Raw genomic sequence first — 22,123 nt, forward strand, 5'->3', positions numbered from 1 at the left:
ACCACGCCTGCGCGGAGTCGTCCCCGGTCACCGCACCGGTCGACGTGCCGGTGATCTATGAAGCCTGCGACTGCTCGTGCCACACCATCGCCAAGTGCCCGGCACCGACAAGGGCGGCACGGTGAGGGGGCCGGCACTCAGCGGCGCGGTGCTCTCCCCCGTTGAGATCACCTCGGCCAGCGTGCAGCTCGGCGACGTCGTCCAGGTCGGGGGCCAGCAGTGCCGGGTGACCGACCTCTTTCAACTGCCCGGCGGAGCGAAACGACTCGTGTTCGACTCGGGCGAGTTGCTGACCATCCACACCGGAACCCGGCTCATCGCCCTGCGGCTCGTGCGAGTGAGAGGCGGTGATTCCGCCCGTGCCCTCGCGACGCGACGCCATCGCCGATGACCTCCGCGACCGGATCGTCACCGGTCGCCTCAAGCCCGGCGAACGCCTGCCGTCCGAGGCGCATTTGGCCGCGCAATACATGGTCAGCACACCGACGCTGCGGAATGCCCTCGCCGTACTCCAGGCGGAAGGCCTCGTCGAGAAGACCCACGGCAAGGGGAACTTCGTCCGCCGTCCGCTCCACAGGATCACGTACGTCGGCGGGAGGCGAACCCCGGACGCGCACAGCATGGATCTCGCATCCCTGAGCGTCACCGTCCACACCACCAGGGTGCGGGCCCGCGGGCATCTCGCGGACCTGCTGAAGATGCCGACCGGTACCCCTCTGACCGAGATCCTCTGTCTCGGCCATGAGGACGAGAGACCTCACAGCCTGGCGCGCATCTACGTCCCTTGCGACCTGGCGCCGGCCGCCGTGCTCCGCGAGCCACTTCTGTACGGGGCGGTGGTGACGCGACTGACGGAACTCCGCCCGCCGCCGGCTGAGGTCCGGGAGGAGATCAGCGTTCGCCTCCCGACGCCGGAGGAGGCGTCCGCACTTCGGATCAGCTCTGCCCTGGCAGTCCTCGCCATCACACGCCAGACGGCCGACACCGCTGGACGCGTGGTCGAGGCGGCCCTCCTGGTGCTCCCGGGAGACCGCGCCGACGCGGTGTTCACCACTCACTACGTGATCGACGAGAGGTCGACGAAAGCATGACGACGTCAAACGAGCTGCGGCTCCTCCCCTGGACGGGGCCCGACGGCAAGCCGTGCTTCCTCAGCACTGATGACAGCGGCGGCTACATGTCCCGCCTCGCCGACAACATCGAGTCAGTACAACTCGGTACGGCAACCGAACTACTGGACCAAGCGATCGACATGCTCGCCGCCGACACGGCCCCGGACGACATGCGTCTTCTGGCGAAGAACCTGATCGGAGCCCTGAGGGACACGCTCCGCGTGGCGACCAGCAGAGGCCACCGCTTGAACAGCCGCTCTACAAATCGCTCTTCCTGCTGACCAGCGAGCCTGACGAAGCCCACGGTTCCGACCAGTTCGGATGCCGTGGGCTTCTGCCGTCGGAAGTGCTGCCGGGTAACCACTGCATTAGACGTTCGATCAGGGCGCGCTGGACCTGCTGCAAGCAACTGGCACGACGGCCGGACAAGGGTCCTCGTGTACGTCCCCCTCCGGCGTCGTTGATGTCAACCATGGATGTCAGAACCTGACGGTGTGCTTGGACTGCTGATACCGACTGTGGGATGCCGTGCTGGCAGCTCTGAGCCTTCGCGTAGATTGGTCATCCGTACATGGGGAAGTCATTTCCCAGGATGATCCGCCAAAGACGGATGGCTTCACGGTGGTCGCCTCGGCTCTCAGCGGCCAACGCCAGGTCTGCTCTGTCCCGGGCACTCTTGAGACTGTCATTCACGGCGTCTCTTCTCGCCCAGCCCAAGTAGGTGGAAAGGTCGCCACTAAATCCCGCAGGATCATGCACGGAGAGATTGTGAAGGTTGTAGTCGAAGAACAATCGCAGCGCTTTCCTTGAGTTACTTCCCAAAGTTCCGTACGTGTGTGCGACCAGCATCTCAAGGTGGAATGAAGAAAGGTGTGAGCTGTGCGCCTTGTTCCACTTCTTGGCGAACCGAATTATCTTCTTAAGGTTGCCGCCCAGGTTGTTGTTGCGATCGTTGAGGTAAGTCTCGTGTTTGTTGGGGTTAGTGGTCAACCAGTTGCCCGCCCCATCAGGGATGCCGTAATCGCCACTTGTGTACTTCTCAACCGGCGCCACGTCCACGCTTAGACCGTCGGCGTAGAAGAACCGAACAGCCTGGCCGCGAGCGCCTATCTTACGTACGGGCGAGTTTTCATTAAGAACCTTCCGTACCCGATACAGAAATTCAGAGGAGTTATTCCGGTACCTTCTGTTCCACAGATCTTGGTCGACATGCAGATGTACCAGGAGGTCGATGTCATCGACAGGATTGCAGGCGGTGCTCCGCCCGAGTGAGCCGATGATTTTGTGAGACTGGTAGCGGATGTTGTTGCTGACAGGAAATGCAGCCTTGATGACGTTTGCGACGGCATCTCGGCGCCCGTGGACTTTAGTCCAGGTGGCAGGCGAGGGCTTCACCTTGGCATGGAACTCGTTGAACGCGTCCGCGGTAGTCGTTGCCATCCCTACTCCCCCTCATCCGCGGTGTAGCTCTGTCCACCGCTGCTGATGTTCTTGCTGGACTTCCTGTAGGCCAGGCGGCCCGGTGGGTCGGACGTTTTGTTGAGCTCGTCTCGAGTGCTGGTGAGATTGCGTAGTGTGTCTCGCGCGTCCTCGCGGTTCATGTCAGCAAGATCAATCGTGAGGAACTGTCGAGCGGCTGTCTGCAACTGAAGGTAGGCATTCGCCGACGCCTGTGCCTGTGTCATGCGGCGCGACGCGTTCACGGTCGTCAGAGTGGCGCTGAACGCGGCTGAGATGAGAGCCAAGACCCCTGGCCAGATGCCGAGGTCGCCGCCGAGGGCAGTTCCGCCTGAGACGGCGGCAAGCGCTGCTGCCGGTACGCCGAGCGATAGGTTGATGAGCCGCCACAACTTGGCCTGTTCGAACTGTCCTTGAGCACTCCACAACGCACTTTCGTGGATGCGGTCGGCTTCCTCTGCGATGGCTCGGTGCGACTCAGGGATGCCGTTGGGTATCAGTGACACGAACACCTCATTGGGTCAGTAACCGTGCAAGCAGGCGAAGACGGGGGGCAACCGGAGTAACGGGGCAGTTTAGACGGCTGTGTTCACGATGTACCAGAGGTGCGCATGTGATGCGATGCTCTGCCGCATCCACCAACTTGCAGCAGGCTCGGGTGAGAAGAACCGGCCTACATAGCCGGGCTTGGTGAGAAACACCCCATCTTGCCCGACCGCTACCCCTTGGGGGAAACCCGTAAGGCCCGGCGCCTCTGACCTGCGGTTTCCCTGCTGCGAGGTCGCGGCACACTTGTCACTGTCGGTCACCCTTGATCGGCCTCGGGGACCCTCGCACGGCCCAGGGACGGCCCAGCGTTGGGAACCGCTCACTCAAGCGACTGGGTCGCCACCCGCAGCTGCTCGCTGTGAAGCCAGGTGAAAGTGCGATCCGGCTCCAGACGTGCTTCTCCCCAATGGATCACATGGATGCCGCCCTCCGGGTCGGCGGTGAAGAACAGGCACACCAGCTTCGTGGACGCACCCAGCGCCTCGAAGGTCTCGTGCAGATTCTCGTACTCCTCGGTCGTGTACTCGTCATCCAGCGGGAAAAGGCCGTCCTCCGGGTCGGGCCCGTGACTCAAGAGCATGCGGCGGCGGGTAGGGGAAGCGTCGGCAGCCAGGCGCGCCCGTTCAAGAGGCTTGAGCCGGTTGGCGTACTTGAAGGGGAAGAGCGCATGGTCGTTGATGACGGCGTACTCGTACCCGCGCAGGTCCCGTACGGCTTCTCCCAGCTCCCGCGCGATGTCCGCCAGGTTCTCGCGCACTGCCTCCGCCAAGGTCGAGCCGTAGGGGCTGCGCTTCTTCAGTCTCGCGGCGAGGTGCACTGCATGAGCACGGGTGTGGGCCCGAGCCAGTTGTTCCGGGATCGCTTCGACGAGCCTGCCGGCGTGCCGCCCGAACCGCCGCACGGCCCAGTCCGACGGCTCCCCACAGTTGCCACCCAGCACAGACATGCAGAGCCCCTCCCCCAGTCACCCCCCCCGGCCCTACCAACTGTGTGACATGCCCCTGGAGCTCCAACAAGGGAGCGATCCGGCCATATGGCACGAGAAGCCCGTTGCCATCGCCTACAAGAGTGGAAGAGCAGGGGCTTAGAAGATGCGGGCACGCGGTGGCAGGCTGGTTGGATCGCCTCGTGCCGCCACCGTGCCGGGCCGCCGAGTGCTGCTACTGTCCGCCGTCGTTGCCGTCAATACTGCCGTCACTGCCGGCGGATGCGACATCGTCGGAGCCTGCATTCCGGTCCACTAGCACGAGACCGTCTTGCATATGCTAGGGAAGTAGTTTCTCTTCCACTTCTTTCTCGCCAAGCGGAGAGATATGGACGACGCCTTTTGAACGGTCGTACTCGATCAGTCTTGTTTGATGAAGGCGATCCAGCACCCGTCGATAATTCCCTAGCTTTTCTTGCTCCAGGTTCTTGGCTAGGTCTTTATCCGACTGTGATCCAAGTTCAGAGTAGAGAAGGAGCAGAGTAGCGTTCGCGAGCGTCATTGACGCATCGAGAATCCTGCTAACGTCCCCAACTTTCCAAACGGCCGGAACGGTGCGATCGGTTAGGTTCTTGACCACTTCACTTGCAGTCGAGGTGTCCGTGTTGTGGAAGATGCGGACAAGTTCAGCCATCACCCATTGGGTCGTATGCAGAACAAAAGTCGCATCCATGTGATTGGCGTCGACCTCCCCGCCCACGTGCCCCACGCCTCGACGATTACGCACATCATACAGTGGGACTAGGACGCGAGGGACGGTTAGGCGCGCCGACTCAGAATAGGTCGTGGGGGCATTCGAGAGCTTCTCGCATGCATCCTTGAAGCGTGAAGGCTTCTTCGCTTTGTCTGGGTAGTTATTTCCATCGAGGTGGCCAGCGACGATGGAGTAAACGATCTCGCAGAATCTTCCCCCGTTTAGCTCCGATGCCTCCCACCGCCCCTCCCTGTAGTTCCTCGTGATCTTATCGAACTCTTCGATCAGTTCGGATCTCAGGGAGGGAGGAAGGTTACCTAGAGCGCTGGCTGGATCGATAATCATGGGAGCGGATCAGTCTCCTACTTCTTGGCCGGCATGTCGTGTTCCGCGAAGTCCCGACCCCGCTGCGTGGTCTTGATGATCCTCATGTTCGACGTATCCAGCCAATGATGTCTACTGGAAGTTGCCTGGAGGGCATTTTCTGGGTTACTCGGATTTCTCCAAGCTGCTTCTTTGTATGCAGCCATTACGTGGCCGACGCCGATTTCCTCCAGCTCAAGGATTTGTTCGAAGTAGTAGACCGCCACCAAGCCTTTCTGGTCGATTGTTTTGGGCTGCTTCTCTTCGATGAATTCCTTAAATGACGTCTTGCCCTCAGGGCGGAAGCCGATATCTTTGACCGCTGTCCAGTTTCGCTTGGGCTTCGCCTTCCTTCTTTTCCTTTCGATAGCGTTAGGTTCGGCTGCGGGTTCATTTTCTTCAGTGACGTGGTTGTTGTCGTCGTTGCCCGTGACAGTGGTCGCGCCTGAGTCGGTTTCTCTCGTCGCGAATCCTTGGTCAAACCCAGCGATGGCGCCTGCCGAAGGGATATTTAGAGTGCCAACAAGAGCCTCAAACGCTTGCCGCTGAACGTCCTCGGAAGTGAACGCGTTGATGGCTTCAGCGATACGCGGCATGGAATCCAGTAGCTTGTCGAACTCTTGCTCGCCCATGTGGCCCCCACTTCATCCTGAAGGTGTCGTCTCCGACTTGATGCCCCCACCGTCGGATCGGCCTATGGTCGCCCCGATCGGAATGGTTTCGCAACCCATCTGGATCAGTTCGAGCTCACTTTGTTCCTAATTAAACATCAGTTCGAATATGGGTGGCTGAGATGTCGAGGTCGGTGGAGCGGCTTTGGGCGGGAGCTGCTTTGGCGCGAGTGATCATGGCCCCGTAAGCTTCCGGCGCGTCGGGCAGTCTGTGGACCTGCCTGGTAAAGCACGATGTTGGGGCCATGATCTTCGAGGCTCGCGCCAAAGTGGCTGCCTAAAGCCGTGGAGCCGACCGGCCTTAGCCACAGAGGGTTTTTCCTGCCTCTGCCCGCATGCACGCAGCGCGCCGCCGGGCGCGGCCAGCCGGGACGAAGGCAGGAGGCAGGCCGCGCCGTAGAGGCGGCGCGCGCCCGCGCCGTGCGCGGGCCTTGATGAAGTAGGGAAAGTCTTATCCCGCTGTGATGAGCTGCTTGCCGTCGTGGCTCCGCACGTGGGGGCTGTTGCCGTCCAAGGCGTCCAAGAGCCTGATCGCGTAGACCTCGGACATGCGCTCGCTGACCTCGTCGGGGGTGAGCCAGGAGACGGCTGTTGACTCGTCAGAGGTGCGCTCGGTGCCGCCGGAGGGCTTGCAGCGGAAGACTAGGGCCACGATGCCGCGGGTCGTGTTCTTGTAGACGCCGGTGAGTTCGTCGACCTCGACGTGGATACCTGTCTCCTCCAGGACCTCGCGGGCTACGCCGGCCTCTGGGGTCTCGTCGAGTTCGAGGATGCCGCCGGGGAGCTCCCATGTGCCGTTGTCAGCTCGGCGGATCGCCAGGAGGCGTCCGTCCTCGCGCACCACGACTCCGGCAACGGATACGGAGTGCAGGGGTGGGGACGTTGCTTCCTGTGATTGACTCATGTACAGGAGCATAGGAGGCAGAGAAGGGCTATGGGAACTGCGGTAGGAGGGGGCAGGTCGGGGCCTCGGTATGTGCAGATCGCCGATGAGATCGTGCAGCAGATCCGGGCCGGTGTGCTCAAGCCTGGTGACATGGTGCCGAGTGAATCGGAACTGGTGGAGCGTTACGGCGTCTCCGGCGGCACGATCCGTAAGGCCATGGTCGAGGTGCGGGCGAGTGGGCTCGTGGAGACCCGGCACGGCAAGGGCTCGATCGTGAAGGACCGGCCGCCGGTGCGGCACCGCTCCTCCGATCGCTTCCGGCGCTCGCTGCGGCAGGGCGGCAGGGCCGCGTATCTCGCGGAGTCCGCGCAGTCTGGTGCCACGGCCAAGGTGAGCGTCCTCTACATCGGTCCGATGGAGGCCCCCGAGGATGCCGCCCGGCGACTGGGCGTCCCTGCCGGTGCTCAGGTGCTCGCGCGCCGGCGTCTCTACTTCCGCGACGGCACGCCGGTCGAGACTGCCACCTCGTACCTCCCGTGGGATGTGGTGAAGGAGATCCCGGAGTTGTTCGCCGAGAACCCCGGCGGCGGTGGCATCTACGCCCGACTCGAGGAGCACGGGCATGAGTTCGCCGAGTTCGTCGAGACGCTGCAAGCACGTCCGGCCACCAAGGGGGAGGCCTCGGAGCTGGTCCTCAGCCCAGGGGCGCCCGTGGTTCACCTGATCCGGGAGGCCCGTACGACTGAGGGGCTCGTGGTCGAGGTCTGTGACACGCTCATGGCCGCTGACCAGTTCGTTTTCGAGTACCGGATCCCCGCCGCCGACTGACGCGCGCTCAACTTCCTCCAACCCGTCGTGAGTTCTGTCTCGCGGCGGGTTGACTCATGTATAGGAGTCGGGCACTCTTCCTCATGTCACTCATATACATGAGTGACGGAGTTCAGCCTCTCTATAGGAGTGATCTGCTGTGCGTCAGATTCCCGTCGACACCTCCGCCGCAGTCGTGATGGTCGCCAAGACCCCGCAGCCGAAGGTGAAGGACCGTCGTACCGGTGAGATCGCCACCGACATGGAGACCGGCGTCAAGCTGATGACGGTCGACGTGATGTTCGCGGCCAACGACGAGGTGGAGATCCTCTCCATCACCGTCCCCGAGACCGGCATCTCCGGTGAGCTGACCATGGGCACCCCGGTCGCGCTCACGGGGCTGATGGCCCGGCCGTGGGAGAACGAGTTCAACGGCCAGAAGCGGCACGGGATCGCCTTCCGCGCGGTCGCCGTCACCTCGCTGGCCGCTGCGGGCTCGGCACCCAAGGCGGCCTGAGCCATGACATGGCCGACGGTCTTACTGCTGGTGGTCGTCGCCGCTGCGGGTCTCCTGCGGTGGCGACGCCCCACCTGGTACTGGCTGACCTTCGGGGTCACCCTCGCCGTCCTGCGGGTCCTTCTCCGCTACGCCTCGGTCATGGACGCCTGCGGCCTGACGGTCCCGCCCTCGCGCTGGCGGCTGGCGCTCGCCCGGATGGCCAATCGCCCGGCGCCGGAGTCCCGTTCACCGCGCATCCTGCGCCTGCGGCCCACCCGCACCGGCCTGGTCCTCCGGCTCAAGCTCCGCCCCGGTCAGGACGCCTTCGACGTCGCCGCCGCCACGGACCGGCTGCGCCACTCCTTCTCGATGTACGACGTCACCTCCCGTGAGCTGCGCTCGGGTGTCGTCGAGATCCGGATGACCGGATACGACGTGCTCAAGCGGGTGCAGATGCCCGCCGAGACCGACGCCCGCCCGATGCGGGTCCCGGTGGCTCTGCGGGAGGACGGCTCGGTGCACTACCGCGACTACCGGGCCGTACCGCATGGCCTGACCCTCGGGGCCACGGAGTCCGGCAAGTCCGTCTATCAGCGCAACCTCGTCGCCGGCCTCGCCCCGCAACACGTCGCGCTGGTCGGGATCGACTGCAAGCAGGGGGTGGAGCTGTTCCCGCTGGCCCGCCGGTTCTCCGCGCTGGCCGACAACCCGGATACCGCGCTGGAACTGCTGGAGGCGCTGGTGTCCCACATGGGGGAGGTGTATCAGCTCATCCGGGCCGAGCAGCGGATCACCGCTGACGTACCGGATGCCGAGATCGCCGCCGACATCTGGGGCCTGCCCGAAGACCTGCGGCCGGTGCCGGTGGTGGTCCTGGTCGACGAGGTCGCCGAACTCGCGCTGTTCGCCAGCAAGGAGGAAGAGAAGCGCCGGGACCGGATCATCACCGCCCTGGTCCGCCTGGCCCAGCTCGGCCGCGCGGCCGGCGTCTACCTGGAGATCTGCGGGCAACGCTTCGGCTCCGAACTCGGCAAGGGCATCACCATGCTCCGCGCCCAGCTCACCGGCCGTACCGCCCACCGTGTCAACGACGAGACCAGCGCGAACATGGCTTTCGGCGACATCGCCCCGGATGCCGTCTTGGCCGCCATCCAGATCCCCGCCGAGACACGCGGCATCGCCATCGCCGGGGACTCCACCGGCGGCTGGCACCGCATCCGCGCTCCGCACACCTCGTTGCGCCAGGCCGTGAACACCTGCAACAAGCACGCCGACCGCACCCCCGACGTGCCCGCTCTCGCGCCCTTCCGGCCCGCGGTCGCCCCGCTGCCGTCGGCCCGTGTGCCGCTGTCCAAGACGGCCCCCGCCACCGCCTGACCCACCCCCGCTCCCACGGTTGGCGCGACCACCCTTCGCGCCAAGCCCCTACCCCCGCCATGCCTCATCACAGGAAGGAGCCGTGATGGCCCGCCCCGCTCTCCGCATCGACGCCGTACTCGTCCAGGCCGTCATTGCCGGGGCCCTGTCCTTCGCCCACCTCCACGACCTCGCCGCCGCTGCCGGACAGGACGGCTGGAAAGCCTGGGCCTACCCCGTCTCCGTAGACCTGCTCCTGGTGGCCGCCTGGCGTCGGCTACGTACCGATGGGCCGTCCCGGCTGGCCTGGTGCTGGTTTCTGATCGCCCTGGTCGCCTCGCTCGGCGCCAACGTCGCCACCGCCGGACTCCTCGACCTGGACGATGTCCCGGCCTGGCTGCGCATCCTCGTCGCCGCCTGGCCCGCCCTGGCCTTCATGGGCGGCACCCTCCTCGCCCACTCAGCCGCGGACCGCTCCTCGACTCCGCAGTCGCCCTCCGCCCCGGACCCGAACCCGGCACCCCGGGTGCAGTCCGAACCGGCCGCCGTTGAGCCGGACCCGGCGCCTGAACCCGTCGCGGTCCCCGTACCCGACGAACCCCCGGCCCTGCCCACCGCCGAACCGCCCCCGGCCGTAACGGTCCCGGCCGCGCTGGTCGACCACGCCCGCAAGGTCGCCGACGACCACCACGCCCGCACCGGCACCCGGATCGACACCGACACCCTTCGCGCCCGCCTCGGCGTCCCGCCGCACCTCGCCGACGCCATCGCCGCCCAACTCACCTGACCAGGAAGGGAGGAACGGCCGATGACCCGTGACCCGGCCGACCTGACCGCCGCTGACTACCTCGACGGCGCCCGCGAGATGACCGTTGCGAACCGCCCCTACCTCGCCCACCTGCTCGCTGAGGAAGCCGCCCAGCGCACCACCGACCAGGCCACCGCCGCCGGTATCCGCGCCACCTTCCCCGCCCCGACCACGACCCGAGAGGAGACCGACTGACATGCCCGCCCGCGACTTCTTCCACTCCGTGATGCGGATCGGCCCGGTGCAGATCGGCACCCACCGCGACCGCAACGGCCAGACCAAGTACGCCGCCGTGTGCAGCGCCGACGGTTGCGGCTGGTCCGCCGACTACTCCAGTCGGTCCGCCGCGCAACTCGCCGCCCGCACCCACCGCTGCCGCATCCGCTAGGAGGCCGACCCATGGACGTTCCGCTCTGGCTCGCCCTGCTGGTCGTCGGCTACCTCGGCGTCAAGCTCGTCCGCCCGCCCTGGTGGCTCATCGCCGTACTCCTCCTCGGCGGCTTCCTGCTCGCCGACAGCGTGCTTGCCCCGGTCATCGACAGCTTCACCAAGTAGTCCGCCACCACGTCGCCCGCCCCGAAAGGAGAACACCGATGCTTCGCCCGAAGGTCCCGACCAACCCCACACCCACCCTCCAGGCCTCGCCGACCGTGGCGATCGAGCCGACCGCCGTCATCCCGAGCACTCAGGCACCGCCGCCCGCTCCGGTCGCACCGGCACCGCCCCGGCCCACGGTGCAACTCACCCCCGGCACCGCGCTCGCCCTCGTCGGCGGCGGCACCGCCGTCGTCCTGGTCGTCGGCGCCCTCCTGGTCTCCATGCTCCTGGCGGTCGCCATCACCGGCGCCTCGGTCGCCGTCTGCGCCCTGGTGATCCGCTCGCTCGTCAACGCCGACGCCAAGCGTCGCTGACCGGCCCCCGGGCGGCCTCGATACCGCCAAGCATCCGCCGCCCGGGAGCCGTTCCTGTCCGATCTCACAACCGGAAGGAAGAACCCAGCATGGCGCATCGCGCCTCGCCCGTGCCTGAGCCGCTGCTCGACCCGACCACCCTCGGCGATCTGCTGAGAGTGGCCTCGGCCTCCGACTACGCGCGCTGGGAGGACCAGATCCGCCGTACCGGCGGCTGCGCCGACCCGATCCACCTGACCGGCTGGGTCCTCCACAAGGACAAGACCACCGGCGAGACCCTGCACCACTACACCACCGCTGGCGAGCCCGGCGGACGCCTTCGCCTCGCCTGCGGCAACCGCCGCGCCTCCCGCTGCCCCTCCTGCGCCTGGACCTACGCGGGCGACACCTACCACCTCATCCGCGCCGGCCTGGCCGGTGACGACCGCCGCGACATCCCCGCCACCATCCGCGATCACCCGCGCGTCTTCGCCACCCTCACCGCCCCGTCATTCGGCCCGGTCCACAACCGGCCCGACCGAGGCGTCTGCCGCTGCGGCACCCAACACGCCCCGGAGGCACCAGAATTGGGCACCGCCCTTGACCCGGCCACGTACGACTACGCCGGATCCGTCCTGTTCAACAACCACGCCGGACAGCTCTGGCAGCGCTTCACCACACGACTGCGCCGTGAACTCGCCGCCCGTGCCGGCCTTTCCCGCCGGGAACTCGCCGACCGCCTGCGGGTCTCGTACGGCAAAGTTGCCGAGTTCCAGAAGCGTGGCGCTCTGCACTTCCATGCCGTGATCCGGCTCGACGGGCCCGAGGGCGCTGAGTCGTCGCCGCCCGCCTGGGCCACGGTCGATCTCCTCGCCGACGCGATCCGTGCGGCTGCGGCGCACTCCTACACGTCGGTCTCGGTCCCGGCCGCCGGGGACCAACCCGCCCGGTCGTTCCGCTGGGGGACACAGCTCGACGTCCGCCCGGTGAAGGCGTTCGGGGACGGCTCCGACATCACAGAGCAGGCGGTCGCCTCCTACGTCGCCAAGTACGCCACCAAGGCTGCGGAGAACACCGGCACCCTCGACCGCCGCATCGGCGAACTCGCCGAACTCGACCGCCACGGCGTCCCCGACCACACCCGCCGCCTGATCACTGCATGCCGCGACCTCGACCCGCTCTATCCCGACCGGCGGCTGTGGGCGTGGGCACACATGCTCGGCTTCCGCGGCCACTTCTCCTCCAAGTCCCGCCGCTACTCCACCACCCTCGGTGCCCTCCGCCAGGCACGCGCCGACTACCAAGCCGCACAGGATGCCGCCGCCTTCCGCCTGGACGACCGCGAGCCGGAGACCGTCCTCGTCCTGACCGACTGGCAGTACGCCGGCCACGGCCACACCCCCGGTGAATCCGCCCTCGCGGCCACCATCGCCCGAGACCTCCAGCTCAACCGCGAGACCGCCCGCGAAGCCCTACGTGACCAGATCGCTCAGGAAGGAGCCGCAGCATGACCACCGCAACACCTGATCTGCTGACCGTGCCGGAAGTCATGACGCGTCTCAAGGTCGGACGCTCCAAGGTCTACGACCTGATCCGCTCGCGTCGCCTGGTCTCGATCAAGATCGATGGTGCCCGCCGGGTCCCCGCCGATGCCGTACGTGACTTCATCCTCGACCGGATCGAGGAGGCTGCCTGATGGCCGGCCAGCGCAAGCGCAATCCGAACGGTGCGGGCACCATCACCAAGCGCAAGGACGGCCGCTATCAGTGCGCGGTCTACGTCCTCCAGCCGGACGGCACCCGCGCCCGCAAGTTCGCCTACGGCAAGACCTGGGCCGAGTGCGACGCCAAGCGCCGGGAGCTGCTCGCCAAGGTCGACCAGGGCGTGCCCGTGCCCACCCGCTCGGCCAAGCTCTCCGAGTGGCTGCCGTACTGGCTGGACAACGTCATCAAGCCTCGGCGGAAGCTCAGCACGTACGACAAGTACGAGGCACACGTCCGGCTCTACCTGGTGCCCCTGCTCGGCGCCAAACGACTCGAATCCCTCGGCGTCGCCGACGTGCGCCGCTTCCTCGTCCGCCTGGAGAAGGAGACGACTGCGGCGACCGCCAAGGAATCCCACCGCGTCCTGCGATCGGCGCTCTCCTCCGCCTGCCGCGAGGAACTGATCACGCGCAACGTCGCCAAGCTCGTCGAGCCGCCCCGCACCGACAACCGCGAACTGAAGCCCTGGACCCTCGACGAGACACTCGACTTCCTGGCGGCCTCCCGTAAGGACCCGCTGTACGCGGCCTTCGTGCTCGCCATCGCCATGGGGCTCCGCCGGGGAGAGATCATCGGTCTCCGCTGGTCTGACCTCGACCTAGAAAACCGCGTTCTCTACGTCCGGCAACAGACCCAGCGGCGCCGTGGTGTCCTGTACGACGACGATCCCAAGAGCCGCCGTCGACGCGTCGTTCCGTTGCCCGCACTCTGCATCGCCCCGCTGCGCTGGCACCGGATGCGGCAGTCCGCCGCTCGCGCCAAAGCGGGGGAGCAGTGGCACGAGTCGGGTTACGTCTTCACCACCCGTACCGGTCGTCAGGTCGAGCCGCGGAACGTCTACCGCTCCTTCACCCGTGTCGCTGAGTCCGCCGGCCTTCGCGTGATCCGGTTGCATGACGCTCGGCACGGTACGGCGACTCTCCTCACAGCGGCCGGAGTCGCGCCCCGCGTCGTGATGGAGATTCTCGGGCACAGCCAGATCAGCATCACCATGGACGTGTACACGCACGTAGTACAGGACACTCAGCGTGAGGCCATCAGCCACATGGATCGGCTGCTCAAGCGGCGGCCGGTTGTGAGTGACCGCCCGCGTTGATGTCAGAAGTGGATGTCAAAGGCCCCGGACCATGATCGGTCCGGGGCCTTTTGGCTGGTGCCCCCGGCAGGATTCGAACCTGCGACACCCGCTTTAGGAGAGCGGTGCTCTATCCCCTGAGCTACGAAGGCGGAGGCGCGACTCTGTTGGAGCGCGCCTGCGTCAGTGTAGCGGGTGGAGGTCCGGTGCTGGGGTGGGCTGGTGATCGTCGGGGCGCGCGTGGGGGAGCGGCCGGTGGTGCCGGTGAGGGTGGAGAGGTCTGGGGCTGGTTTGGGGGAGGTCGGTCTTCGAGGGGTGCGGGTGGACTGGGCCTTGCTCCCGGGGTCGGCAGGGTGCCGGGCATTTCGGTCAGGTTTGGGGGGCCGTGCCGTTCGGGGTGGGCAGGGTCGTCAGGCGGGTTCGGGAGGAGCGGAGGCGGTGGGCGAGGACGTCGCCGGCCCATCGGGCGACGGCGATGCCCAGGGAGGTGTCGTCCTCGCACATCGAACGTACGGCCGTGGCGTCGAACTCGTAGGCCTGTACCGGAGTGACCGCCTCGGCGCCCAAGTGCCAGGCGTGTGGGGTGAAGAACCAGGACCAGCCGATGAGTTCGTCGTGCTGCAACTGCTCGATGACGGTCGTCCGGTGGCCGGGAAGGCGCATGTCGAGCTCGACCGTGCCCGTCCGGATGATCCAGAAGCGGTCGGCCCGGCCCCCTTCCTCGAACAGGCGGGTGCCCTGCGGGAACGACACCTCGCGCGCGATGCGCATCAGGCGTTGCCGGTGCTCGAGTCTCAGGGCACGCAGCATGCTGGGGGTGGGGGTCGTGATCACGGCGTTCCTCCCTACGGGACGGGTGCAGGAACTCCCACGGCGAGCATGCGGCTCTCGTCGGTGGGGGCCCATGGGCCGTCCGGTCCCCGGGGCGGACCGATCGGCGGTCGGTGAGGAGACGTCCGGCAGCCTGAGTACGTGGCGGTGGCGATGGGGGCGGGGGCGGTGGGAGTCGGGACGGTTGGCCCGGAGTAGGGACCTGCGGCCCCTGCTGGGGAGCTTGCTCGAAGGCGAAGATCGCATCGGGATCCCGATCCCGATCCCGTCAGGCTCGCAACCCAGGAGGTGGGATTGTGCCCGGCACGGACACCAGCGCCCGCACCAGCACCGGCACCGGAACGGACAGTCGTACCCGTGCTGTCACCGTCACCGTCGGACTCGACGGCTCCCCCGAGAGCCGTGCCGCCGCCGATTGGGCGGCCCGCGAGGCTCGGCTGTTCGGCCTGCCGCTGCGGCTGGTTCACGTCCGGAAGCCGGTCCCGGAGCGCATGGGGTGGGCATCTCTGGCCGGCGGCGAGACCCAACAGCGCGGGGCCGAGCAGAGCGGGGCCGAGCAGATGGTCCGCGAGGTGGCCGAGGGGGTCCGGGCGCGGCACTCCGGCCTCGACGTCACCACCGAGCAGGTGTCCGGCCGGCCCGCGGAGGTGCTGGCACGTGCGGCGGAGGGCTGCGAGCTGCTGGTGCTCGGGTCCCGCGGACTGAGCGGGATCGGTGGGTTCCTGGTCGGGTCGGTCGGGCTCTCCGTCGTGGCGCACGCCGAGCGGCCCGTCGTCCTGGTCCGGGCCGGGGACCGGGCCGCCTCCGAGTACGAGAAGGGCCCTGCCGGTCGTCCGTCCGCTGCGACGCCGTTCCGGCCCGTCGTCCTCGGCCTCGACATCGAGAAGCCCGACGAGGAGGTGATCGCCTTCGCCTTCGCCGCGGCCGCCCGCCGGGCCACGCCCCTGCGGGTCGTCCACGGCTGGACTCCGCCCGCGTACCACGTCTACGGCCTTTCCCTGGACCTCGAACTCCACGGGAACCTGGCCCGGCAGGGGACCAGCGCCCTGACCGAGGTGCTGCGTCCCTGGTGTGCGAAGTTCCCGGGCGTCGAGGTGACCGCGGAGTCCTCCTACGGCACACCCGGGGACCACCTCGCCGACGCCTCCCGCGAGGCTTCTCTCGTCGTCGTGGGACGCCGGATCCGGCGCAGTGCGTTCGGCACGCACATCGGGCCGGTCACGCACGCCGTCCTGCACCACTCCGTCGCCCCCGTCGCCGTCGTCCCGCACGACTGACCCGTCCGTCCGATCCGTCCGGCGGCCCGTCCGGTGGCCCGCCGGCGTCCGGTCCGGCACGTCCCTCCTGCGGTTCGGCCCACCCGGTTCCGCTCGCCCATGGGTTCGGCCTCGGGTTCAGGCTCGGATTCGGATTCGGATTCGGATTCGGGTTCAGGTCCGGGTGACGCGCACTCGGTACACCGGTGTGTCGGAGTCCGAGGCCGAGCTCGCGGCCAGGTCCGAGCCGGGGTCCGGGTCCGGGTCCGACGCGTTCGGCTTCAGCACCGTCAGCCGGATTCCCGCCTCGCCGTCGATGAACGTCTCGCCGGGGGCGAAGGGGGCGTCGGAGAGTTCCGCGTGGATGTTGGGGCTGCGGGTGCAACCGCCGCTTTCCCGGCGGGAGTCGTAGACCGTGACCGGTCCCATGCCGGTGTCGACGTCCGCGTCCACCTTGTAGATGAGGATGCCGGGCCGGCACACCGCCTCGTCGTTGCCGGCGCGGGTGCGGAACTCGACGGCGTATCCGGAACGCGCGTCCAGCGGGAGGAAGACGAGCTTCGGGCCGCCCGGCTCGGCCAGGGGCGTCAGGGCGTACTCCCGTGTGCCCGTGCCCGCCACGCAGTGCACCTGGCGTGCGTCCAGCCAGCCCATTTTCCACTTGTGCCAGCCGAGCAGGTCGTTGTTGGCGCCCCAGTCCTCGCTCATGATGTCCCAGTGGCCCACGGACCCGCCGCCCTCGGCGGTGTAGAGGTCGGGCAGGCCGAAGACGTGGCCGTTCTCGTGGGGGAGGACCCGGTAGCCGGTGCGGTCCAGGGAGCCGGAGCCGTCGTCCTGGCGGGAGTAGACGAACGACGCGTTGGCGACCGGGACGCCGTCCGCGGTCGGGGCCTCCGCGTTGCCGGCGAAGGTGACCGACAGGACGGTGTCCAGGGCGGAGGGGCCTGCGTTCGGGGTCATCAGTACGTTCACCAGGTCGTACGACCGGAAGTCCACCTTCGGGTCCGCCGCCGCCACGAGGTCGTCGACCAGCTTGCGGTAACCGGGGTCGAACGGGGCGCCGCGCTCTATGCCGTACTCCCGGAACGACTTGGGCATCCGCAGCCAGTTCGGTATCGGGATCTCGGGGCGGTAGTCGAGGCGGCCGTACGAGCTGGTACGGAACCACTGCTGGGTCTGCGGGAAGAACTCCCGGTAGCGGTCGAGGGCCCTGCCTTCGCCGGGGGCGTCCGAGAAGTCGACCATGAGGGTGAGGGCGCGGACGGTGCCGGTGGAGGGGGCGTAGCCGGCGATCGTGGGGATGCCCTCCGACATCTGGACCTCGCGGGTGCTGCCGATCATGCAGGGGCCGTACGCGGAGGAACGGGACAGAGCACCCGGTCCGGCACCGGGGGCCGAGAGGTGCGAGGAGAGGTGGCCGTTGCCGGCCGAGGGGGCGGCGGTGAGGGTCAGGGCGGTCACGGAGGCCAGAGCGGCCAGTCGGCGCGGGGATATCCGGCTGCTGGTCGACGGTGGCTGCATGCGGGGGACCTCCGCTCCACACGGCAGCCGCCGGTCTCCGGCTGCACCCTTTTGATCACCCTCCGTCGAGGGGTGCGCGGGCGCGCGTTGGAGGGGCCGATCGTGCGAGAGCTTCGGCAGACACGCCGAGAGTGTGACTCAGGTCACATGAAAACCTCCAGTGGAGGGAAATAAGCGGGGACTGCTTCCCCGTTTAGACCTGTGTTCGCGCGAAACGGGGACTCCTTCCCCGGATCGCGACAGCAGTGCCAGTGACAGTGACCCAGGAGTGCATCGTGCAGACCGCCGCTTCCGTATCGCACAAAGCGTCCAGGCCCCGCGCCGATGCCCTGCGCAACCGGGAACGGATCGTCACCGCCGCCCGGGAGATGTTCGTCGAGTTCGGCGCCGACGTGCCGTTCGACGAGGTCGCCCGCCGGGCCGGCGTGGGCAATGCCACGGTGTACCGCAACTTCCCCGATCGTGAAGCGCTGGTGCGCGAGGTCGTGTGCTCCGTGATGGACCGTACGTCGGAGGCGGCCGAGCAGGCGCTCGCCGAGACCGGGGATGCCTTCGAGGCGCTGGAGCGGTTCGCGCACACGGCCGCCGCGGAGCGGATCAGCGCACTGTGCCCGATGCTCTCCAGCGCCTTCGACCAGCATCACCCCGACCTGGAGGCCGCGCGTGTACGGGTCGACACGCTCGTCGCGCGGATCATGGACCGTGCCAGGGCGGCCGGTCAGCTCCGTGACGACGTGGGCTCCGGTGATCTGCTCGTCGGTATCGCCCAGCTCAGCCGGCCGCCGGCCGGTACGGGCTGCCTGAGCGCCGACCGGTTCGTCCACCGTCATCTTCAGCTGTTCCTGGACGGGATGCGGGCCCCGGCCCCCAGCTCCCTGCCGGGTGCGGCCGTCACCGTGGAGGACCTGCGCGCGAGCTGAGAGATCCCTGATCAAGAGTCAGAGCCAGAGCCAGAGCCAGAGCCAGGTCTAGATCCGGATCCGGATCCGGGTTCGGATCCACATCCGGATTCAGTTGCCGATTCAGATTCCGATCCAGTCCGAACCACTTCAGCAATTACTTCAGTAGCCACCCCGGCACCGACTTCAGCAGCTATCTCGGCACCGACCTCAAGAGTCGGCTCGGCGGCCGTCCCCTGGACGAGTCGTTCCCTGACGACACCGTTTTTTCATCGCACACTCCGAATTTTCCGTCATGAAATCCCGAAGTCCCGAAGTGGGTACCCCCATGTCTGAAACAGCCTCAAAGGCTCCCGGCGTACCGGATACCAACCGCTGGAAGGCGCTCGTCTTCATCGCGCTCGCCCAGCTGATGGTCGTCCTGGACGCCACCATCGTGAACATCGCCCTGCCCTCTGCCCAGCAGGACCTGGGCATCTCCGACGGCAACCGGCAGTGGGTCGTCACGGCCTATGCCCTCGCCTTCGGCGGACTGCTGCTCTTCGGCGGGCGGATAGCCGATCTGTGGGGCCGCAAGCGGGCGTTCGTGCTCGGTCTGGGCGGTTTCGCGGCGGCCTCCGCGCTGGGCGGCGCGGCCACCAACGAGGCCATGATGTTCGGTGCGCGTGCCCTGCAGGGCGTGTTCGGCGCGTTGCTCGCGCCGGCCGCGCTGTCCCTGCTCGCGGTGATGTTCACCGACGGCAAGGAGCGCGCCAAGGCGTTCGGCATCTACGGTGCGATCGCCGGTGGCGGTGGTGCCGTCGGCCTGATCCTCGGCGGTTTCCTCACCGAGTACCTGAACTGGCGCTGGACGTTCTTCGTGAACATCCCGTTCGCCGTCGTCGCCGCGCTCGGCGCGTACTTCGTCATCCGTGAGCCGCGGGGCGGCCGCAACCGTTCGACGCTGGACATCCCCGGCGTGGTGCTGTCCACCCTCGGCCTGGTCGCCCTCGTCTACGGCTTCACCCGCGCCGAGTCCGAGGGCTGGAGCGACTCGCTGACGGTCGGCATGTTCGTCGCGTCGGCCGTCCTGCTCCTGGCGTTCGTGCTGGTCGAGTCCAGGGTCAAGGCGCCGTTGCTGCCGCTGCGCGTGGTCACCGAACGCAACCGCGGCGGGGTCTACCTCTCGCTGGGCCTGGCGATCATCGCGATGTTCGGCCTGTTCCTCTTCCTCACGTACTACCTGCAGATCGTCCAGGACTACTCGCCGGTGAAGACCGGGTTCGCCTTCCTGCCGATGGTCGCGGGCATGATCACGGGTTCCACCCAGATCGGCGCCCGGCTGATGACCCGGGTCCCGCCCCGGCTGCTGATGGGCCCCGGTTTCCTGGTCGCCGCTCTCGGCATGCTGATGCTGACCCGGCTGGAGATCGGCACCTCCTACGCCGCCGTGCTGCTGCCCGGCATGCTGCTGCTCGGTCTCGGCATGGGTACCGCATTCATGCCGGCCATGTCGCTGGCCACCCTGGGCGTCGAACCCCGGGACTCCGGCGTCGCCTCCGCGATGGTCAACACCTCGCAGCAGGTGGGCGGTGCGATCGGTACGGCCCTGCTGAACACGATCGCGGCCTCGGCCACCACGTCCTATATCGCCGACCACATCGGCGGCGCCGCGAGCCGGTCCCAGCAGCAACTGGTGCAGCTCGAGGGCATGGTGCAGGGCTACACCAGCGCGATCTGGTTCGCCGTCGGGATCCTCGTCCTGGCCGCGGCCATCGCCCTGACCTTCGTCAACGCCGGCCGCCCGGGGAGCACGGTCATCGGCTCCTCCGACGAGGGCACCAGGGTCGCCGGGAGCGTCGAGGAGGACGTGGCGGTGCCGGTCATCGCCCACTGACGGCCTGCCGCACCCTTCACCGCCCGCAGTCGGCCGACAACCGTCAATCGCCGGCCGGCAACCGGCGACTGGCAACTCTCAACCGCCGACCCTCACAGGTCAGTGCCGGTTCCTTCGGGCCACCCGTACGGAGGGGGAGGGGACGCCTCGTCCGTACGGCTTCCAGGACCTGCCCCGGCTTCGCGCTCAGCGGAGCCAGGGCAGGTCCGCACCCGCTTCGCTGGGCTGCAGACCCTCGGCGATGATCTCCATGATCTCGCCGAGGGCCTTCTGCTGTTCGGGAGTGAGCCGGTCGAGGAACGCCTGCCGCACGGCCTCCACGTGACCTGGCGCGTTCCGGCGCAGCACCTCGAAACCCTCGTCCGTCAGTACGGCGAACTGGCCGCGCTTGTCGGACGGACAGTTCTCGCGACGCACCCAGCCGCTCTTCTCCAGGCGGGCCACGGCGTGCGAGAGCCGGGAGCGGGTGATCTTCGCCAGCATCGCCAGCTCGGTCATGCGCAGCCGCCGTTCCGGTGCCTCGGCGAGCTTGACCAGCAGACTGTAGTAGAGGTGCGGCATGCCCGCGTCCCGCTGGAGCTGGCGGTCGAGGTGGTCCTCCAGGAGGGTGCTGGCCTCGATGTACGAGCGCCAGACGCGCTGTTCCTCGGCGCTGAGCCAACGGGGCTCGTCGGTGTCTGCCGGGCCGGGTGCCGAACCCGGTGCCGCTGCGGAAGTGAGTGCCGTCGTCATGTACTCCACTGTAAAGCCCCTCTCCTTGAATGTTAAACAAAGTTGCGCTAGAGTGAGGGTCAGAGGTTGAGGTTTCAAGTAAAAAACTTCATCCGCCCACCAGCCGGATCAGATCCGCACCGACCGCCGGAAGGAGTCGCAGCCGTGACCGCCGCCACTCAGGAACGCATGCCCGCGCTGTACCTCAGCCATGGCGCCCCGCCCCTGGCCGACGACCCCATCTGGCCCGGTGAGCTGGCCGCCTGGTCCACCGGACTGCCCCGCCCGAAGGCGATCCTCGTCGTCTCCGCCCACTGGGAGGAGGCCCCGCTCGCCCTCGGCGCCACCGAGACGGTCCCCCTCGTCTACGACTTCTGGGGCTTCCCCGAGCACTACTACCAGGTGAAGTACGGCGCCCCCGGCGCTCCCGCGCTCGCCGATTCCGTACGCAAGCTGCTGCGTGCCCCCGGCATCCCGGTCCAGGACGTTCCCGACCGGGGGCTGGACCACGGCGCCTACGTCCCGCTGGTCGAGATGTTCCCCGAGGCCGACATCCCGGTGCTCCAGGTCTCCATGCCGACCCTGGACCCGGTGAAGCTCATGGACATCGGACGCAAGCTCGCACCGCTGCGCGACGAGGGCGTGCTGATCATCGGCTCCGGGTTCTTCACCCACAACCTGGCCGCGCTGCGGCAGGGCGGCATCCCCAGGTGGTCGACCGAGTTCGACGACTGGGGGCACCGGGCACTGGACGCCGGCGACGTGGACGGGCTGCTCGACTTCACCCGCAAGTCCCCGGCGGGCATGCTCGCCCACCCGCGTACCGAGCACTTCGCACCGCTCTTCGTGACCATGGGCGCGGCGGACGCCGCCGGCGACCTGGACACGCAGAAGTCGGTGATCGACGGATTCTGGCTGGGGCTGGCCAAGCGGTCGGTGCAGTTCGGCTGAGAACACCGGCGCGAGGGTCGATGACCGCCGAGGACCCGGCCTCCGTGCGCCGGGTCCTCGGCGGCCGTCCGCCCCCGTGCGCCGGGTCCTCGGCGGCCGTCCGCCCCCGTGCGCCGGACTCCCGGCGATCGCCGGCCCCTCGGCTCCCGGCTCCCGGCACCT

Annotated in this window: 27 protein-coding genes and 1 tRNA gene; 18 read left to right on the plus strand and 10 right to left on the minus strand. The window is 67.7% G+C overall.

Annotated elements, in window-relative coordinates; genetic code table 11:
- Nucleotides 1-94: 94 nt before the first annotated feature.
- From ACIF80_RS10710 to ACIF80_RS10720, 3 genes are read left to right on the plus strand one after another with little or no spacing between them, the layout of a single operon-like run.
- Nucleotides 95-391, plus strand: a complete 297-nt coding sequence (locus ACIF80_RS10710; RefSeq protein WP_399802079.1) for a hypothetical protein — start codon at nt 95-97, stop codon at nt 389-391.
- Nucleotides 360-1,091 (plus strand): GntR family transcriptional regulator, encoded by a 732-nt coding sequence (locus ACIF80_RS10715; protein WP_399802081.1) that lies wholly within the window; start codon nt 360-362, stop codon nt 1,089-1,091. The genes ACIF80_RS10710 and ACIF80_RS10715 overlap by 32 nt, the downstream gene beginning before the upstream one ends.
- Nucleotides 1,088-1,393, plus strand: coding sequence for a hypothetical protein (locus ACIF80_RS10720; protein WP_399802083.1), 306 nt, complete (start codon nt 1,088-1,090; stop codon nt 1,391-1,393). Before ACIF80_RS10715 ends, ACIF80_RS10720 begins: the two co-directional genes overlap by 4 nt.
- A gap of 280 nt (nt 1,394-1,673) precedes the next feature.
- On the opposite strand, the gene ACIF80_RS10725 is transcribed toward ACIF80_RS10720, so the two are convergent.
- From ACIF80_RS10725 to ACIF80_RS10750, 6 genes are all read right to left on the minus strand, one after another.
- Complete coding sequence (locus ACIF80_RS10725; RefSeq protein ID WP_399802086.1) at nt 1,674-2,552, minus strand: hypothetical protein; 879 nt, start codon at nt 2,550-2,552, stop codon at nt 1,674-1,676.
- 2 nt (nt 2,553-2,554) lie between these two features.
- Entirely contained in the window at nt 2,555-3,076 is a 522-nt protein-coding gene (locus tag ACIF80_RS10730) for an SLATT domain-containing protein (RefSeq protein ID WP_399802087.1), read from the minus strand.
- 362 nt (nt 3,077-3,438) lie between these two features.
- Nucleotides 3,439-4,065 (minus strand): hypothetical protein, encoded by a 627-nt coding sequence (locus ACIF80_RS10735; protein ID WP_399802089.1) that lies wholly within the window; start codon nt 4,063-4,065, stop codon nt 3,439-3,441.
- 319 nt (nt 4,066-4,384) lie between these two features.
- Complete coding sequence (locus ACIF80_RS10740; protein WP_399802091.1) at nt 4,385-5,143, minus strand: hypothetical protein; 759 nt, start codon at nt 5,141-5,143, stop codon at nt 4,385-4,387.
- A gap of 17 nt (nt 5,144-5,160) precedes the next feature.
- A complete protein-coding gene (locus ACIF80_RS10745; protein ID WP_399802094.1) occupies nt 5,161-5,793 on the minus strand; it encodes a hypothetical protein in 633 nt (210 codons plus the stop codon).
- Nucleotides 5,794-6,283: 490 nt separating this feature from the next.
- Nucleotides 6,284-6,748, minus strand: a complete 465-nt coding sequence (locus ACIF80_RS10750; RefSeq protein ID WP_399802096.1) for an NUDIX hydrolase — start codon at nt 6,746-6,748, stop codon at nt 6,284-6,286.
- 18 nt (nt 6,749-6,766) lie between these two features.
- Between ACIF80_RS10750 and ACIF80_RS10755 the strand changes: the two genes are divergently transcribed.
- From ACIF80_RS10755 to ACIF80_RS10805, 11 genes are all read left to right on the plus strand, one after another.
- Complete coding sequence (locus tag ACIF80_RS10755) at nt 6,767-7,546, plus strand: GntR family transcriptional regulator (protein ID WP_399802098.1); 780 nt, start codon at nt 6,767-6,769, stop codon at nt 7,544-7,546.
- Between the two features lie 139 nt (nt 7,547-7,685).
- On the plus strand, nt 7,686-8,042 hold the full coding sequence (locus tag ACIF80_RS10760) for a hypothetical protein (protein WP_399802101.1): 357 nt from the start codon (nt 7,686-7,688) through the stop codon (nt 8,040-8,042).
- Nucleotides 8,043-8,045: 3 nt separating this feature from the next.
- The gene (locus ACIF80_RS10765; RefSeq protein WP_399802104.1) at nt 8,046-9,401 is read left to right on the plus strand and encodes an FtsK/SpoIIIE domain-containing protein; all 1,356 of its coding nucleotides are present in this window, start codon (nt 8,046-8,048) and stop codon (nt 9,399-9,401) included.
- A gap of 85 nt (nt 9,402-9,486) precedes the next feature.
- Complete coding sequence (locus ACIF80_RS10770) at nt 9,487-10,167, plus strand: DUF2637 domain-containing protein (RefSeq protein WP_399802106.1); 681 nt, start codon at nt 9,487-9,489, stop codon at nt 10,165-10,167.
- 21 nt (nt 10,168-10,188) lie between these two features.
- Nucleotides 10,189-10,383, plus strand: coding sequence for a hypothetical protein (locus ACIF80_RS10775; protein WP_399802108.1), 195 nt, complete (start codon nt 10,189-10,191; stop codon nt 10,381-10,383).
- A gap of 1 nt (nt 10,384) precedes the next feature.
- On the plus strand, nt 10,385-10,576 hold the full coding sequence (locus ACIF80_RS10780) for a mobile element transfer protein (protein ID WP_399802109.1): 192 nt from the start codon (nt 10,385-10,387) through the stop codon (nt 10,574-10,576).
- Nucleotides 10,577-10,587: 11 nt separating this feature from the next.
- Nucleotides 10,588-10,743 (plus strand): hypothetical protein, encoded by a 156-nt coding sequence (locus ACIF80_RS10785; RefSeq protein WP_355899800.1) that lies wholly within the window; start codon nt 10,588-10,590, stop codon nt 10,741-10,743.
- Nucleotides 10,744-10,781: 38 nt separating this feature from the next.
- Nucleotides 10,782-11,099 (plus strand): SpdD-like protein, encoded by a 318-nt coding sequence (locus tag ACIF80_RS10790; protein ID WP_399802112.1) that lies wholly within the window; start codon nt 10,782-10,784, stop codon nt 11,097-11,099.
- Nucleotides 11,100-11,209: 110 nt separating this feature from the next.
- On the plus strand, nt 11,210-12,589 hold the full coding sequence (gene repSA, locus ACIF80_RS10795) for a replication initiator protein RepSA (protein ID WP_399802631.1): 1,380 nt from the start codon (nt 11,210-11,212) through the stop codon (nt 12,587-12,589).
- Complete coding sequence (locus tag ACIF80_RS10800) at nt 12,586-12,774, plus strand: helix-turn-helix domain-containing protein (protein WP_388446329.1); 189 nt, start codon at nt 12,586-12,588, stop codon at nt 12,772-12,774. The genes repSA and ACIF80_RS10800 overlap by 4 nt, the downstream gene beginning before the upstream one ends.
- A complete protein-coding gene (locus tag ACIF80_RS10805; protein WP_399802114.1) occupies nt 12,774-13,937 on the plus strand; it encodes a tyrosine-type recombinase/integrase in 1,164 nt (387 codons plus the stop codon). Before ACIF80_RS10800 ends, ACIF80_RS10805 begins: the two co-directional genes overlap by 1 nt.
- A gap of 55 nt (nt 13,938-13,992) precedes the next feature.
- Here ACIF80_RS10805 and ACIF80_RS10810 read toward each other — a convergent pair.
- Nucleotides 13,993-14,068 (minus strand) — tRNA-Arg (locus tag ACIF80_RS10810).
- 217 nt (nt 14,069-14,285) lie between these two features.
- Nucleotides 14,286-14,750 (minus strand): cyclic nucleotide-binding domain-containing protein, encoded by a 465-nt coding sequence (locus tag ACIF80_RS10815; protein WP_399802117.1) that lies wholly within the window; start codon nt 14,748-14,750, stop codon nt 14,286-14,288.
- A 293-nt stretch (nt 14,751-15,043) separates the two neighbouring features.
- Between ACIF80_RS10815 and ACIF80_RS10820 the strand changes: the two genes are divergently transcribed.
- Entirely contained in the window at nt 15,044-16,024 is a 981-nt protein-coding gene (locus ACIF80_RS10820) for a universal stress protein (protein ID WP_399802119.1), read from the plus strand.
- Between the two features lie 153 nt (nt 16,025-16,177).
- On the opposite strand, the gene ACIF80_RS10825 is transcribed toward ACIF80_RS10820, so the two are convergent.
- Nucleotides 16,178-17,524, minus strand: coding sequence for a M6 family metalloprotease domain-containing protein (locus tag ACIF80_RS10825; protein ID WP_399802122.1), 1,347 nt, complete (start codon nt 17,522-17,524; stop codon nt 16,178-16,180).
- A 275-nt stretch (nt 17,525-17,799) separates the two neighbouring features.
- On the opposite strand from ACIF80_RS10825, the gene ACIF80_RS10830 reads away from it, so the two are divergent.
- Together ACIF80_RS10830 and ACIF80_RS10835 are read left to right on the plus strand one after the other, a co-directional pair.
- A complete protein-coding gene (locus tag ACIF80_RS10830; RefSeq protein ID WP_360031206.1) occupies nt 17,800-18,444 on the plus strand; it encodes a TetR/AcrR family transcriptional regulator in 645 nt (214 codons plus the stop codon).
- Nucleotides 18,445-18,751: 307 nt separating this feature from the next.
- A complete protein-coding gene (locus tag ACIF80_RS10835; RefSeq protein WP_399802124.1) occupies nt 18,752-20,299 on the plus strand; it encodes an MFS transporter in 1,548 nt (515 codons plus the stop codon).
- A gap of 186 nt (nt 20,300-20,485) precedes the next feature.
- Here ACIF80_RS10835 and ACIF80_RS10840 read toward each other — a convergent pair whose 3' ends face one another.
- The gene (locus tag ACIF80_RS10840) at nt 20,486-21,031 is read right to left on the minus strand and encodes a MarR family winged helix-turn-helix transcriptional regulator (protein ID WP_399802126.1); all 546 of its coding nucleotides are present in this window, start codon (nt 21,029-21,031) and stop codon (nt 20,486-20,488) included.
- 168 nt (nt 21,032-21,199) lie between these two features.
- Between ACIF80_RS10840 and ACIF80_RS10845 the strand changes: the two genes are divergently transcribed.
- Nucleotides 21,200-21,961 carry a dioxygenase gene (locus ACIF80_RS10845; protein ID WP_399802634.1) on the plus strand — a complete coding sequence of 254 codons (762 nt, stop codon included), beginning with the start codon at nt 21,200-21,202 and terminating at the stop codon, nt 21,959-21,961.
- Nucleotides 21,962-22,123: the final 162 nt, after the last annotated feature.

Origin of the sequence: Streptomyces sp. NPDC085927, from assembly GCF_044540975.1 — a bacterium.
Taxonomy (GTDB): domain Bacteria; phylum Actinomycetota; class Actinomycetes; order Streptomycetales; family Streptomycetaceae; genus Streptomyces; species Streptomyces hirsutus.

Coding starts and splice junctions, on each gene's coding strand:
- ACIF80_RS10720 (WP_399802083.1), top strand. CDS start 1,088: ATGACGACGTCAAACGAGCTGCGGCTCCTCCCCTGGACGGGGCCCGAC.
- ACIF80_RS10725 (WP_399802086.1), bottom strand. CDS start 2,552: ATGGCAACGACTACCGCGGACGCGTTCAACGAGTTCCATGCCAAGGTG.
- ACIF80_RS10735 (WP_399802089.1), bottom strand. CDS start 4,065: ATGTCTGTGCTGGGTGGCAACTGTGGGGAGCCGTCGGACTGGGCCGTG.
- ACIF80_RS10740 (WP_399802091.1), bottom strand. CDS start 5,143: ATGATTATCGATCCAGCCAGCGCTCTAGGTAACCTTCCTCCCTCCCTG.
- ACIF80_RS10745 (WP_399802094.1), bottom strand. CDS start 5,793: ATGGGCGAGCAAGAGTTCGACAAGCTACTGGATTCCATGCCGCGTATC.
- ACIF80_RS10750 (WP_399802096.1), bottom strand. CDS start 6,748: ATGCTCCTGTACATGAGTCAATCACAGGAAGCAACGTCCCCACCCCTG.
- ACIF80_RS10755 (WP_399802098.1), top strand. CDS start 6,767: ATGGGAACTGCGGTAGGAGGGGGCAGGTCGGGGCCTCGGTATGTGCAG.
- ACIF80_RS10765 (WP_399802104.1), top strand. CDS start 8,046: ATGACATGGCCGACGGTCTTACTGCTGGTGGTCGTCGCCGCTGCGGGT.
- ACIF80_RS10770 (WP_399802106.1), top strand. CDS start 9,487: ATGGCCCGCCCCGCTCTCCGCATCGACGCCGTACTCGTCCAGGCCGTC.
- ACIF80_RS10775 (WP_399802108.1), top strand. CDS start 10,189: ATGACCCGTGACCCGGCCGACCTGACCGCCGCTGACTACCTCGACGGC.
- ACIF80_RS10780 (WP_399802109.1), top strand. CDS start 10,385: ATGCCCGCCCGCGACTTCTTCCACTCCGTGATGCGGATCGGCCCGGTG.
- ACIF80_RS10785 (WP_355899800.1), top strand. CDS start 10,588: ATGGACGTTCCGCTCTGGCTCGCCCTGCTGGTCGTCGGCTACCTCGGC.
- ACIF80_RS10790 (WP_399802112.1), top strand. CDS start 10,782: ATGCTTCGCCCGAAGGTCCCGACCAACCCCACACCCACCCTCCAGGCC.
- ACIF80_RS10800 (WP_388446329.1), top strand. CDS start 12,586: ATGACCACCGCAACACCTGATCTGCTGACCGTGCCGGAAGTCATGACG.
- ACIF80_RS10805 (WP_399802114.1), top strand. CDS start 12,774: ATGGCCGGCCAGCGCAAGCGCAATCCGAACGGTGCGGGCACCATCACC.
- ACIF80_RS10825 (WP_399802122.1), bottom strand. CDS start 17,524: ATGCAGCCACCGTCGACCAGCAGCCGGATATCCCCGCGCCGACTGGCC.
- ACIF80_RS10835 (WP_399802124.1), top strand. CDS start 18,752: ATGTCTGAAACAGCCTCAAAGGCTCCCGGCGTACCGGATACCAACCGC.
- ACIF80_RS10840 (WP_399802126.1), bottom strand. CDS start 21,031: ATGACGACGGCACTCACTTCCGCAGCGGCACCGGGTTCGGCACCCGGC.
- ACIF80_RS10845 (WP_399802634.1), top strand. CDS start 21,200: ATGCCCGCGCTGTACCTCAGCCATGGCGCCCCGCCCCTGGCCGACGAC.